At 41.8% G+C, this 13,486-nt stretch carries 11 protein-coding genes; 2 read left to right on the top strand and 9 right to left on the bottom strand.

The window, feature by feature from the left end; genetic code table 11:
- Positions 1 to 109 precede the first annotated feature (109 nt).
- The 7 genes from ACXAG7_RS13700 to ACXAG7_RS13730 form a co-directional block, all read right to left on the bottom strand.
- Complete coding sequence (locus ACXAG7_RS13700; RefSeq protein ID WP_476667156.1) at positions 110 to 973, bottom strand: helix-turn-helix domain-containing protein; 864 nt, start codon at positions 971 to 973, stop codon at positions 110 to 112.
- Between the two features lie 4 nt (positions 974 to 977).
- Positions 978 to 1,844 carry an SDR family oxidoreductase gene (locus tag ACXAG7_RS13705; protein WP_476667157.1) on the bottom strand — a complete coding sequence of 289 codons (867 nt, stop codon included), beginning with the start codon at positions 1,842 to 1,844 and terminating at the stop codon, positions 978 to 980.
- Positions 1,845 to 1,930: 86 nt separating this feature from the next.
- Positions 1,931 to 2,815, bottom strand: coding sequence for a helix-turn-helix domain-containing protein (locus tag ACXAG7_RS13710; protein ID WP_408042525.1), 885 nt, complete (start codon positions 2,813 to 2,815; stop codon positions 1,931 to 1,933).
- 12 nt (positions 2,816 to 2,827) lie between these two features.
- Positions 2,828 to 3,901 (bottom strand): L-dopachrome tautomerase-related protein, encoded by a 1,074-nt coding sequence (locus ACXAG7_RS13715; protein ID WP_476667158.1) that lies wholly within the window; start codon positions 3,899 to 3,901, stop codon positions 2,828 to 2,830.
- Positions 3,902 to 3,939: 38 nt separating this feature from the next.
- Positions 3,940 to 5,043: an alkene reductase gene (locus ACXAG7_RS13720; RefSeq protein ID WP_476667159.1), complete on the bottom strand. Its 1,104-nt coding sequence runs from the start codon at positions 5,041 to 5,043 to the stop codon at positions 3,940 to 3,942.
- Between the two features lie 5 nt (positions 5,044 to 5,048).
- On the bottom strand, positions 5,049 to 5,996 hold the full coding sequence (locus tag ACXAG7_RS13725; RefSeq protein WP_476667160.1) for an NAD(P)H-dependent oxidoreductase: 948 nt from the start codon (positions 5,994 to 5,996) through the stop codon (positions 5,049 to 5,051).
- Between the two features lie 41 nt (positions 5,997 to 6,037).
- Positions 6,038 to 6,460: a MarR family winged helix-turn-helix transcriptional regulator gene (locus ACXAG7_RS13730; protein ID WP_408042521.1), complete on the bottom strand. Its 423-nt coding sequence runs from the start codon at positions 6,458 to 6,460 to the stop codon at positions 6,038 to 6,040.
- A gap of 103 nt (positions 6,461 to 6,563) precedes the next feature.
- Between ACXAG7_RS13730 and ACXAG7_RS13735 the strand changes: the two genes are divergently transcribed.
- Together ACXAG7_RS13735 and ACXAG7_RS13740 are read left to right on the top strand one after the other, a co-directional pair.
- Positions 6,564 to 7,076 (top strand): ClbS/DfsB family four-helix bundle protein, encoded by a 513-nt coding sequence (locus tag ACXAG7_RS13735; RefSeq protein WP_476667161.1) that lies wholly within the window; start codon positions 6,564 to 6,566, stop codon positions 7,074 to 7,076.
- 9 nt (positions 7,077 to 7,085) lie between these two features.
- Entirely contained in the window at positions 7,086 to 8,357 is a 1,272-nt protein-coding gene (locus ACXAG7_RS13740; RefSeq protein WP_408042519.1) for an APC family permease, read from the top strand.
- Between the two features lie 67 nt (positions 8,358 to 8,424).
- Here the strand turns inward: ACXAG7_RS13740 and ACXAG7_RS13745 are convergent, their stop codons facing one another.
- Entirely contained in the window at positions 8,425 to 11,058 is a 2,634-nt protein-coding gene (locus ACXAG7_RS13745; protein ID WP_476667162.1) for a T9SS type A sorting domain-containing protein, read from the bottom strand.
- A gap of 3 nt (positions 11,059 to 11,061) precedes the next feature.
- Entirely contained in the window at positions 11,062 to 12,912 is a 1,851-nt protein-coding gene (locus ACXAG7_RS13750) for a T9SS type A sorting domain-containing protein (RefSeq protein ID WP_476667163.1), read from the bottom strand.
- Positions 12,913 to 13,486: the final 574 nt, after the last annotated feature.

A 13,486-nucleotide genomic window follows, 5' to 3' on the forward strand; every position in this document is an offset into this window, starting at 1 on the left:
ACTTCTGAATTAGATTAATACTCCGTGCATACACTGTTGTAATTGTCTACAAAATTAGCTCAGTCTCGGCACGCTTGGCCAATCCAAATCGGGGTTATCCTGATACGAATTATCGATTTTCACGATAGTACTTCGGTGAACACCCTTCTTGTTGCTTAAAAAACTTTCCGAAATTCGTCGGTTCCGAAAACCCCAAGAAATAGGCGATTTCTGCAATATCTGAAGAGGAAGCCCTCAATAAATTCTTGGCCTCCAAACACAACCTGTTTTGCAAATGCTTTTTTGCGGAAATCCCAGTGGTCTTTTTTACCAGTTCATTGAGGTAATTAGCGGTCACGCCCAACAGAATAGCATAGGCAGCGACCTGTCTTTTTTCTATGTAATACACATTCACCAATCGATGAAACTGCTGTACAAGCCGATCAGGCTTTGACAAATTAGCAGCGGCCTGTAGGTTTCGCTGTTGAATCCCTCTCACCTTTTCGAGCAAGCCCAACAGTACATACCTCGCAACAGCGAGATTGTCTCGTTCTTGATACAAAAGCGTTAACAGCTTTAAAATCCCTGATTTTTCATCGGGTGATAACTGAAACAGGTTCGTGTTTAGCAAAGCAAAAAAGGAATACTCCGTACGTAGATCCTTAACCATAGGAAGTAAAAACTCAGCACTAAAGAAAACGAGGTAGCCTTCCAAAGCATCGCCTCTTACAAAACTAAAAACATGGTCAGGCGACTGACAAAACAATACATCCCTGCGCTGCTGGTACTGTGTGTTATTAATGGTCATGCTCCCGGCTTGCTGGTCTTCCAAAAATATCAATGAATAAAAGTTCCTTCTATGAGGTGGAAGTACAGCTTTCATGAAAGGATAGGTTTCTTGATGCTTGAGCACATCAAACTGCGGAGTTACAGGAGTTCTGTCAAGCCCTCCCCACTCGTACAATGCACCGATATCTTCTATTCGTTTTATCATTATCTTACACAGATTGAAACACCTGCTTGTTTTTTTCAAAAAAGGAGCTCGCAGTGGTGTATTCTCTCCCTGTTACATTTTTAAAATCGTCACTATAGGCAGCTGTCCATCCTTGTTTCATAATACTGTACAATTCCATCATCGCCGAAACGAGCCACTCTGGCATTCCATTACTCAACATACTTTCTTTCGCCTTGGCTTCAGGAACATCAATATAGCTAATTTTCTCTGCCAACACCTCACTCAATGCTGCAGCATACTCAGCATTGGTCAACGCCAAGCCACTTAAGTCATACGCTTTGTTCATATGTGCATCACTCGTCAAGGCATGCACAGCAACTTCAGCAATATCTGCTACCGATACCATACCGACCTTAGCAGTGCCATTGGGTACGTAAAACCCTTTGTATTCTCGAATCGTTTGAGCGTGAAAATTAATAAAATTCTCTAAAAAGTTATTCGGACGAATAAAAGTATAGGGAATTCCTGCTGCTTTAATTCGCTCTTCACTCCTTCCTGCCCAACGCGACATCTCTATCGCTCCATCAACATCCGCTCCTAATGCAGTACTGCGAACAATGTGCTTGATATTATTTTTCTTTACAGCCTCAAGTACCAGTTGCGTTACCCACTCAGGTTGTTGCATGAGCGGTGTAACCAAAAATACGCGATCCATTCCTTGCAATCCCCTATCCAAGTCTTCCGCTTTCGTAAAATCAAGTTGAATTGGAACAGCTCCCGACAGTGTACTCGCTGATACATTTTCAGGATTTCGGACTCCTGCATAAACTTCTGTTTGGGTGGGTTGTAGCGCTGCCAATACCGCTTTTCCTATGGTTCCTGTAGCGCCCAGGACAATAATTTTCTCCATGTGATTCTATGTTATGATTATCTGCAACAAAATTAGACATGCTAACACTGCAGAAATAACCCATTACCCCTCAATACTGACCAAAATCAAGTGTACTTTTTTCGATACGCACTCGGCGTAACTCCCTCATACTTTTTAAAAAAACGAGAAAAATGAGTAGGCTCTTCAAAACCGATACAATAGCCGACTTCGGCAATAGTTCGAGAACTGTACTTCAAGGCGCTCTTGGCTAATTTTAAGCGATACTGCGCAATGTACTCCTTGGCAGTTATCATTGCTATGGCTTTGGTAATGCTGTTTAGGTAGCTTTCTGAAATTCCCAAATAACTGGCATAAATAGTTACCTGTGTATCTGCTTGAATTCTGTGCTGGAGCAGGGATTTAAATTTAGCAAACAACTCTTGTTTTCTGGATAGCACTGGAAGTTTTTGCTGCGCTAATTCGTCTAAACTTTTTATTTTAAACAAAAAAGCTAGCAGTGACGATTGTAGTATTTGATAGCGATACAGTGATGGACTGTGATACTCTCGATGTAATTTTTGAAAATCGAGTGTCAATTGCGCTACCTCTGTGTCCGACAAGGAGAGTATTCCTTGATTCGTAATATCGAAAAAAGGAAAATCTGTTTGCAAGGCTCCCTGATAAAAATCTAGAAACTCTCTTTTAAAATACACAATATACCCCTTAGTAGCTCCACTGCGCCTCCAAGCATAAACATGTGTGGGCGACAAAAAAAACAGACTGTTTTCCAAACGATCAACACGTTCGGTATCAATTTCTATACTCGTATCCGAAACGCCTGAAATCAATAGCGTAATTTGATAAAAATCCTTCTGGTAAGGAGGCATAAATTCCACTGAACTGTCAGTAATTTCATCAAAACTCAACACAAAGAAATCTGCTAGCTCCGAAGGTTGTTCAAACCCCGTTGCCAGCAAATACTCGTTTATTTCTCTATAATGAATAATCATAAAAACGCCTCACTATTCAAGTTTCAGCTTGTAAATACTGAAATCCAATCCGCTTACATCCGCTCCTGCTTCGTGAATTCTGGAATTGGTATAGTACAGATATCCCTGATCGATACTGAAGGTATCTGCCCAACGGACATGAGCTCCAGAAGTAAAAGGCCTTATTTCCTTTGTCGTCAGATTTAGCTGATCTATGCGATGCTGTTCAAGATCGGCGTAGAACAAGTTTCCTTTATACCAAATCATTCCATCAGGAGCCGCTGTTTTTGCCACCTTAACAACGGCTTTCTCCACAGCTTCCGCTGTGCCGTTTTCAAGGATTTCCGTAGGTATTGCATAGAGTTGATACCCTGTTAATGCGTGATAGTACAAGGTATTGCTTACAGTATCAAGAGCAATACCATCACTGTGTACCGAATTTTTCCAAGCTTTACCGTCGATCATTAATTGATTTTGTTCACTGCTGGTAGATGAATGCTCGTCCAAAACGCGCTTAGCAGTTCCAGTTTCCAAATTCAGCACGATTAATCCGGCGTGCCCTGAATCTGTAATATACGCACGGGTACCACTGTTATTCACACGGATATCGTTGATATAACTGTCTTTATGATACGCCTCCGTAGGCAGTTTATACATCGCTGTTAGCTTGTCGGTGGCCAAATCGAACACCAATACTCTCGGGGCATCTAACACTCCTTGAAATAATGGATTTCGAGTATCTAGTACAAACATTTTACCTTTAAAAGCCACTACTGACTGCACTGCAACAAAAGCGGTATCACTCAAATCGCTTTCTAAGGTCCATTGATTCCATGCAGCGTCGGGATAGGGTGTAAAACTACCATCGGGTTGTAGGGCTGCGACAGACATGGCTACATTCGAGCGCCAACGCGGGAAATTTACAAAAACCCGACCATCGCTAACGGTAATCCCCGTAAGCTGTTGTCCGCTCACTTCTGCAACTTTCACGGGTGTTTCCGTTGCTTTTTTTGCGATTCCTTTTTTCTTAGTATCCTTAGTATTACAGGCACTTACCAATAGCACTACCAACGCGGTCAAAATGCTATACAATTTCGTTATTCTCATATATTTTCTGGTCTAAATTGATGTTTTTCTCCTTAAAGTTACTCATTATAGGTATCATAATCAATATACCCTTGCGCACCTCCTCCATAAAAACTACTAGAAGCCGTCTCCGATACCTCTCGCAATGGATACCCATTTTTCATTCTGAGTACCAAATCTGGATTAACGATAAACGGCCTTCCAAAAGCTACCATATCGGCCCAGTTCTTCTCTAATATACGCGTGGCTTTTTCTTGTGTATAATTTCCGCACACGATAATTGGATGCTGGTAACGCGCTCGTAGTTTATCGCGATAGCTATCAGGAATCTCCCTAAAATTTGCTACGTTTTCTGATAAATGTACATAGGCTAACTGTAATGGATTTAATTGCTCCATCAAATACAAGGCTGTCTCTGGCATCGTCGGGTCGGCACTGTCGCCTTCCGACAAAAAGGGGGAAATACGCAAGCCCACCCTATGAGCGCCAATGGCTGCCACGACCTTTTGAACAGTTTCGAGGGTAAATCGAGTTCTATTGGCTATGTTACCACCGTAATCATCGCTGCGGTGGTTAGCATCACTACGCATAAATTGATCAAATAAATACCCGTGAGCTCCGTGTATTTCAACACCGTCAAAACCGGCTTCGAGTGCTAATTCAGCTGCTCGTACAAAATCTTCTTGGGTACTGGTAATCGCTTCCAAGCTCATCGCTATTGGCATATCTGTTTCTACCATTCCCAAACTTCCATCTGCCAAGGTACCGTATACCTTATCCGGTATTTTTGTAGCTGATGGTGCCAACGGTGTGCTACCTCCCGTAGTTTCTGTAGTAGCTCGGCGTCCTACATGCCAGAGTTGGGCAAAGATCTTACCGCCTTTCGCATGTACCGCTGCTGTCACCGGCTTCCACCCTGCAACCTGAGCTTCTGTATAGAGTCCAGGAGTTTTCACATATCCTCTGGCCGCTTCCGAAACCGGAACTCCTTCCGATATAATCAATCCTGCTGTAGCTCTCTGACCGTAATAGGTTGCTGCCAAAGGCGTAATTACATCACCTGCTTCAGAGCGAGCTCTCGTCATCGGTGCCATGACAATTCTGTTACTTACTTCAAAACCATTTGCACTAAATGGTGTGAATAATGTCGCTGTATTTTTCATAAATTTTACTTTTTTAAGCTTACTAAATAGCGGTCAATCACTGGGCGATCACTTAACTCATCCCAATGTAAGGTCCACGATTCTGCTACTGTCAAATCCACCATAGCTCCCGTTGTCATGGTTCCTTTTAAAGCAACTTCCATATCGAGTTCAAAATGATGGCGTGCTACCTCTCGCACTTTTAAGTTTTGTACATCGTGTGTTGTCGTTCCTTCAAAACCAGATTTTGTTTCGTTATACCACGAGTGAAATCCATCGTGTCCGGTAAACGCATCGCTATCCGGAAACTTCATCTGTACTTCTGGAGCTAGGTATTGAACAAAATAGCCATTCCCATCCAAGGTATCAAAATGACGAAACCATTCTGACACAAACTCTTTTACAGCCGCTTTTTTACTCGATGTTATCGCTCTAATACGTTCTTTGAGTACCGTGGCGTGCTTCATTGCTTGAGCGCTAACCTGACTTTCAGAATTCCAAACACCTTCCTTCTGAAAGTTTCGAAATGTGTACACAGGCTCTTGGTACTTCATTTGTGCCAAATAAGCTGTTTGCTCAATAGGTCGTAAAAATTCTTCCACTTTAAAATGGTTGTACCCGTTGGGGTGGTACGACTCTTTTGCCCCTCCTACGGTGAGTGACTGTAATAGGTATTTTCCTTTTAGCTGATCACCTCCAGTACCGTAGGCAAATCCATACGACAATACCTTATCCATCCATAATTTCAGCATTCCCGGAACGCTATACCAATAAAAAGGATATTGCAACACTATAATATCTGCAGCTATCAGCGCCTCCTGCTCTGCCGCTATATCTATCTGATAATCTGGATACAATTTATCTAAGTTCCGAATTTCTATATCCGCAAAATCGGTTTCCAACTGCGCTACTATCGTTTTGTTTGCTATCGATTTTTCAAAGTTGGGGTGTGTGGTTATTAGTAGTATTTTCATTTTTATTGCTTGTACATACAATTATTAAAGATTAAATTTTTTTACTCCAATTTTTCATTTGCTTGGCAGAGAGCAGCATTGAGTTCCGTAGCTTCTTTTGTCCCTATAATTTCATTATAGGCGTGGTATAGCTTGTTCCAACAGGCAGTTATTTGTAGCATCTCTTCCTCCAGCTTATCGGTTTTATGGAGCCATACATTTCTCCCTTCTTGGCTTCGTTGTATCAAACCTTTCCCTACGAGCTTATCTACCAAACGCGTTACAGTAGACGGTTTGAGCCCTACCCTATTGGCTACTGCAGAGGTGGCAATCGGACTTTCATTATCTACGACCATGAGAATATAGGCATACGAAGGACTGAGACCTATCTCTTGAAAGCTCTCTTCTGCCAACGCATTGATTTCCCTAAAAAATCTTCCTGCCGTAAAATACAGGCAGCATTCAAATGGATTTTTCGCACTCATACTGCAAAGCTACAAAAATACTTGTATATACAACTATCTTGCATTCTTTTTTTCCTTACCTTAGAAACTTACGAAAAATAAATCCCCTGATAAAAACAACGGCATGCCCATTCCTACCAACAAAGACGAACTGCTAACTGCTATTACTACCAGCTATTCGAAACTTCTCTCCGATCTCGAATCAATTACCCCTGAAGATGCGGACTTACTAGAACTTCCAGGACACCGAAAAGACAGTGTTATGAGTATTCGCGATCTGGTAGCCTATTTAATAGGCTGGGGAAAACTCGTACTTAAATGGCATCGGAAAAAGGAAAACAACGAACCTGTAGATTTTCCTGAAAGTGGTTTTCAATGGAATGAATTGGGACTGCTCGCTCAAAAATTTTACGCTGACCACCAAACTGGCTCTTACTCCGAACAATTAATCGAATTTCAGCAAACGGTTACAGCTTTAATAGCTCTTATTAACAACAGCGATCCTGAATTACTGTATCAACCGGGCTGGTATAAACAATGGTCACAAGGGAGGATGATTCAACTTAACACGGCCTCTCCCTACAAAAATGCGCGCACTCGTGTACGAAAATGGAAAAAAAACAGACCTATTCACTAAAACATCTATATGCGAAAAAAAATCGGACTTAAAGAAGCCATGTCTATCGGTATTGGAGGTATGGTTGGTGGTGGTATCTTCGCGGTATTAGGTTTGGCAGTTTCACTCGCTCAAGGAGGAACTCCAATTGCCTTTTTAATTGCCGGACTACTAGCCTTGCTCACCTCTTACAGTTATGTAAAACTCTCCCAACGGTACCCTGACCAAGGCGGTACCGTTCGATTTGTAAATCAAGGATTTGGACGGAGTACCTTTAGCGGAGGAATTAACAACCTCCTGTGGGTCAGCTATATCATCATGTTAGCACTGTATGCCTCTGCCTTTGGCTCCTATGCTCCCAACCTGTTTACCCTGTTCAACCCTACAATAGATTTTCACATTTATACCAGTCTTATCATAGTCATTGCTACCGCAATCAACTACTACAGCATCAAGGTTGTCAGCGCTATAGAAGCTTATGCCGTAGTGATCAAATTGATTATTTTACTCGCTTTTATCGGTATTGGAGCTTATGGATTGTTGGGCAACCCAAATGTAGCACAATTAGCGGTAAGCCATTGGGAATCCCCCCTTAAACTCTTGACTGGAGGAATGGTGATATTTGTTGCCTACGAAGGCTTTGAGCTTATCGCAAATGCAGCTCCTGACATTGAAAACCCTGAAAAAAACATCCCTCGAGCCTATTACTACTCGGTAATTTTTGTGATACTCTTATACCTAATCATCGCCGTTGTTACTGTAGGGTCATTGCCTTTTAGCAGCATTGCTACCGCACAAGATTACGTATTGGCTGAAGCCGCAAAACCCATGTTAGGGAAATTGGGCTTTACAGTGATTACCATCGCAGCGCTCATTTCTACATTTTCAGCGATCAATGCTTCCCTTTACGGAGGTAGCAAAGTGAGTTATGAAATTGCGGAAGACGATGAGTTACCTCATCAGTTAACGAGCCAGCTTTGGGGACAACCCATAGGCCTCTTAATCACAGCCATCAGTACCCTACTCTTGGCTAATTTATTGCAATTGGAAAGCATTTCAACGGCCGGTAGTGTCGGTTTTCTTTTAATATTTGCCATCGTCAATTTAGTAGGATTTAAATTACACAGAGAAGTTGGTGGGAATCGCCTAATTCCACTGATCGGTTTTATAGCCTGTACCATTGCGTTAATCGTTTTGATTAGTCAATCGTTGGCTACTAACAGCACGGGGGTTATCGTGGCATTTTCGATAATTACAGGATGCTTTCTCATCGAATTTATTTATAAAAAAACAAAGTCCTAAACCACAAAAGCCGAACGAAATCGTTCGGCTTTCTCATCCATTAAAACTCGATGCATATAACACTCCGTTACGGTACGAGTAATTTTTGTGACAACCACTTTCCTTTGAGTTTAATGAGGTAAATACCACTTTTTAAACTACTAATATTCAACTTTAAGGTATTAGCGCCACGTTTGGTTTGTACCTTCTGTGTGACTACGCGTTTCCCTTGAATACTAAATACTTCTAGTGTTACGGTCTCTTCCGAAGCACTTTCAAAACTCAGTTCAACAGCTTCAAAGGCCGGATTTGGATACAATTTCGTAACCGATTTCCTACGATTTTCTAACTTAGGTCGCTTAGTTGTTGCCGTACGTCTCGAGTTGTATACTACTTGAATATCTTGATATTCAGCGTTGGTCCAGTAGTAATTTTTAGCGTTATTGACATCACTTTGCGTCACGAGCGCCATAAAGGCCGAAGCTCCAAACCCAAAGTCAGCAATATCGAAACGCTTGAGTACCTCAGTATCTAATTTCGCTTCAATCTGATTGTTTTTTACATAGAGAGAAATAAAGCGCTCGTGCAAACTCGCTGTTTGCTTATTACTCGGTACAAGCACTCGTTCTTTGGTCAATTCGAGCTTCCCATTTTTCCTCGTAAGCAGTACCAACTGATTTTCTTCGGGAGCCAAAGCAATGTATATGAAGTTTGCATTGGCTGCGTCTGATGCACGTAACATAACTCCTGCTGTAGGCCCAGTACCGTTCTCATACACGGCATTGTACGGATTCGAAAACCAATTATTGCGCAAGTGTAACTTACCAACGCGCGTTACTTTAGTTGCTAAACTCAAGCCTTCTTGAAAAGGGACATTCAGTTTACGGAATGACAGCAAATCAGGACCTCCCGACTTGGAAAAGGCTCCACTTCCAATGATATTTGCATAACGATCTCTGTGAAATCCTGAAATATCCTTGATTCCTTTACCCAAACCGCCATACGAAACTTTACTAAATAGCGGATGGTTTACCCCCTTGGCTTCACTAGGGTCGTAAACGATGCTAGGGTTTAAGTCGGGACCTCCGTAGGAATCGTTGTAGCGATAACGAACGTCATTTGCTTTGGATGCGCTACCCACATCTGCGTAATTGTAATATCCCGTTCCCCAAAAACGTCCACTCCAAGTACTCATACTTTGCCCGGTTTGATACATTTTATCAAGCCCTGTACTCATCTGATTTTTGATCAATAATTCTTCAATAGGCACTAATAAATACCTCGCTTCAGAACTGTAGTGCCAGTTGGATAAAAACGTCCCGATACTCGAGGCAACCTCTGCACGCAGTACTTTTTGCCCACCAGTACCTGCTGGATAATAAGAAATTCCCTTTCCGTGTAAGGCATTCCATTCATTTTGCGGAAAAATAGCATGACCGTAGTCTTTACGGTTCAAATTAAACAGCTTGGCACTATTTCCTAAAATCCACATAATTGGGTGGGTTCCATCCCACAGGTGCAATGTGTACGTTTCGTTAGCATACGTGTCAAAATCGTCCATATCATCATCACTGGCCCAAGGCGTTGCCCATCCGGTAGTTCCGTGAATCGTAGAGAGGGCTCCTTTTACCGTTCCTCCTTTATCTATCAATACTTCCACAACCTCCATATCGTTCAGGTGATCTCCAGCGGCACCTACCAACTCATTATACGTGTGGTACACTGCGTATTTACATAGGTAAAAATCTTTTAACTCCTGAAAAGACGCATAAATTACTGGAGTCACATCGTGTTCCGAACTGCTTTTTGCTGCTGCCAAACTTCGCGCCAAGGTGGTTCTCGGCCAATGACTCCCAGCGGCCCAAACATCGTTATCATCGTCATAAGTTCCCCAATTCAAATCCTGATCCACCGCCACGATTAAATCTTGTCCTTCATACAAATCATCTGATAATTCCATTTGATGATGAAATACTGGAGCATAGCGCTGCAAAATTTCGTATCGGGTCATTTCCGATAAGGGCTTGGGTAATTTCATGGCAAATCCACCTTCTAGCGTACCGGACGATACTACCTTATCCTTCGCCATATCGTAGCGCAGGTATTTGGTTCCTTTAAATAAATAGATGTCTCTTCCGGCCCCGACATAACAAGCGGCGTCCAAATTTTCGTGAAAGTCAGGATGATCGTTTAATGCAAAACTATCCTTAATACTTCCTCCTGAAACCACTTTTTCAGTAGCGAGATCATATCTCAAATATTGATTCCCTTTAAACAGGTAAAAATCGCGTCCTGCCCCTACGTAACAAGCGGCATCGATATCTTTATGGAAATAAGGTTTTGACGACAAACTGAAGTTTTTGGCTATGTTTCCTCCCGAAACCACGCGCTCCTTTGATAAGTCGTAGCGCAAATACGCTGAACCTTTAAATAAGTAAAAATCTCTTCCGCTACCTACATAAGTAGCAGCATCAGCCTTTTTGTGAAAGTCTGGATGTGTAGCTACACTAAAATTTTTAGAAAACACCCCGCCTGAGGTTGTTTTATCCTTAGCTATATCATACCTTAAATAGGTATCATTTTGCCATGCATACATATCTCTTCCTACTCCGATATACGCAGAAGCATCTAGTGATTCTTTAAATGAGATTTGTCCATAACTGAGCGTTGTACACCACATGGTCATCACGCCAAGTGCTGTTGTTAATTTGATATCTTTCATAAACTAATAAATGTAAATTTTGTGATTGCTTAGGTGGTTGTTCGTACGTATGCGTATAAAATACAAGCCTGACTTCAGTGAACGCCATTGAGTCATGGTCAAGGAAACATCTCCTTTATCGACGGTGATTTCCTCCGTAAAAACCGCTTGTCCTCTACTGTTGTAAATTGTCAATTCGCCCTTTCCTTGGGCCGATTTCCCCACGCGAAAACTCACCGGAGTACCTGCGCTCTTCACGAGAGTTCGGGTCGATTGCCCTACTCTTGAAGCGGTGCGCGCTCGTTGAATATTAGCCTGCATGAGCCCTTCTGCGATTTTTCTTGACCATCCTTGATCCCAACCGACAAAATCAATAGAATGAATCCAGTGATATCCGGCATTGACCCACTTTGTCATATAATTTTGATAGAAATTTTTGTTAAAGCGTATGGCACCCGTTTTTAACAAAATTCCGGATCCGCTGTGTCCAACAACAAGTGGAACCTTAGGTGTGGTGGTTTGTGGAAGAAATTTACGTTGGTATTCTTCTGCCACATCATCTGAAGAAGTATCACTCACAAAAGGAAAACCTAAAAATTTCCCTATGTTATTAGCATCTCTAGGGCGGTTGTAAAAACTCAATCCTTTGGTATCCTCGTACTCCGACACAATAATAACATTACCTCGTTGGAGCAATTCCTCATACGTATAGGCATACAGCCCCTTAGGGACTTCTGAAGGTCGGATAATTGTTGCATACCCAAGACCATTGGCAAATAACTGTCCTAAAAATTCGGCCGCTTTATCTGTATTCGAAAAACCTTTTTGACGCATTTGCTTAATGTGCAAAATCACGAGTTCCTTAGAATTGTTAAGTTGCTTTTTTAAGTCTCCAAAAACAGCGTGAAAATCAATAGGCTCCGTCCTACATATAAATTCGTTCCCGTGGAATCCACTCAAGGCATGACCGCCAGACAACTTCTCCAATTTGACCCGGATATCAAAATAACGAGCACCACCCCAACTAAACTGTTGGTTGAGAGGAATAGCCTGAACGTCACAAAAATTATTTACATTATTTACATACATGGCATTGTGACTCCCAGTCATTAAGATTTCATTTAACTTTTTGTCTTTTAAGTACGAGTAACTGTCGGTCATCCAACGCGCCGCATTAAAGCTCCCCGTATAAAACAAATTAAAACTCGTTCGTATGTTTCCCTGCGAAACTACTCGGTCCTTTCCGATATCGTAACGCAAGTATTTTTCACCTTTGAACAAATAGATATCCCTACCGGCACCTACATAACAGGCCGCATCAATATTGGCGTGAAAATCAGGATAGCCAGCAAGTGCAAAGTTCTGCTGAATACTTCCTCCAGAAACCACCCTATCCTTACCGATATCGTAGCGGATATAGTCGGTTCCCTTAAACAAATACATATCACGTCCGGCACCTACATAGCAAGCGGCATCAATATTCGCGTGGAATTTCGGATGAGCATTTAGTGCAAAGCTCTTGGCAATATTACCTCCTGACACTACTTTATCGGCTCCAACATCATACCGCAAATACGCTGTACCCTGAAACAGGTACATATCTCTACCTGCGCCTACATAAGACGCTGCTTGAACGCCTTTATGAAATGCCTCTTTTCCTTGCAAGGCAAAATTCTCTTCAAAGACACCTCCCGATTTCGGCCGGTCTGTTCCAATGTCATAACGCAGGTACATCCCGTCTTTTAACACGTATATGTCTCGCTCATAGCCAACATAAGTGGCCGCATTAACATCCTTTTTTACATCTACTTGACCTTCCATTTTAAGAAAGGCAACAAGAAGTACAAGGAGTAAAAAAACATCTTTCTTACTCATACAGATTGATTTTTGAATTAAATAATATGAAGTTCTTACATTCATAACACGGAGTGCCTACACAAAGACCTCGTGTTAGTTGCGAATTGTAAATTAGTTTTTGGAGGTTTACTTACCAATCAGAGCGCACCTTCATCAGTAACCCCTACTGATTTGTTATTGCTTACAATATTGTTATACAACAGTGCTGATGCGCTCGATTGGAACGTACAAAAATTTAATCCCACTACGGGATCACTATTTTACAAATACAGGTGTTCTCAAAACGACAAAGTTTCGAGTTATAGCCGAAATACCTGCGGTATTTTTTGCATTCTTAAGAATGCCTTCTTTTTCTCTTACAGGAACTTTTCCCTATATGCCATGACCATAAAAAAGTGTCTTAAAATTCACTTTCCTCAATGCCTGTCATGAGCGTGAAAACATGTAGCAAACATAGGAGCTTATGGCAGTGGTGTCAAGTAGCAGACGTCCTATATTCGTATTTTAAGACCCCTACAAAAACCTGTAAATCAAGTACTTTCCAAAAACGAAACTCACAGCCTTGAATACGGAAATTTCAACGAACCAATTC

This window comes from Tenacibaculum sp. AWR4_210 (genome assembly GCF_056160945.1).

Bases quoted from the DNA above. Each gene is read 5' to 3' on its own strand.
- ACXAG7_RS13735 (WP_476667161.1), top strand. From the start codon at position 6,564: ATGCCCATTCCTACCAACAAAGACGAACTGCTAACTGCTATTACTACC.
- ACXAG7_RS13750 (WP_476667163.1), bottom strand. From the start codon at position 12,912: ATGAGTAAGAAAGATGTTTTTTTACTCCTTGTACTTCTTGTTGCCTTT.
- ACXAG7_RS13715 (WP_476667158.1), bottom strand. From the start codon at position 3,901: ATGAGAATAACGAAATTGTATAGCATTTTGACCGCGTTGGTAGTGCTA.
- ACXAG7_RS13745 (WP_476667162.1), bottom strand. From the start codon at position 11,058: ATGAAAGATATCAAATTAACAACAGCACTTGGCGTGATGACCATGTGG.
- ACXAG7_RS13725 (WP_476667160.1), bottom strand. From the start codon at position 5,996: ATGAAAATACTACTAATAACCACACACCCCAACTTTGAAAAATCGATA.
- ACXAG7_RS13720 (WP_476667159.1), bottom strand. From the start codon at position 5,043: ATGAAAAATACAGCGACATTATTCACACCATTTAGTGCAAATGGTTTT.
- ACXAG7_RS13705 (WP_476667157.1), bottom strand. From the start codon at position 1,844: ATGGAGAAAATTATTGTCCTGGGCGCTACAGGAACCATAGGAAAAGCG.
- ACXAG7_RS13730 (WP_408042521.1), bottom strand. From the start codon at position 6,460: ATGAGTGCGAAAAATCCATTTGAATGCTGCCTGTATTTTACGGCAGGA.
- ACXAG7_RS13740 (WP_408042519.1), top strand. From the start codon at position 7,086: ATGCGAAAAAAAATCGGACTTAAAGAAGCCATGTCTATCGGTATTGGA.
- ACXAG7_RS13710 (WP_408042525.1), bottom strand. From the start codon at position 2,815: ATGATTATTCATTATAGAGAAATAAACGAGTATTTGCTGGCAACGGGG.
- ACXAG7_RS13700 (WP_476667156.1), bottom strand. From the start codon at position 973: ATGATAAAACGAATAGAAGATATCGGTGCATTGTACGAGTGGGGAGGG.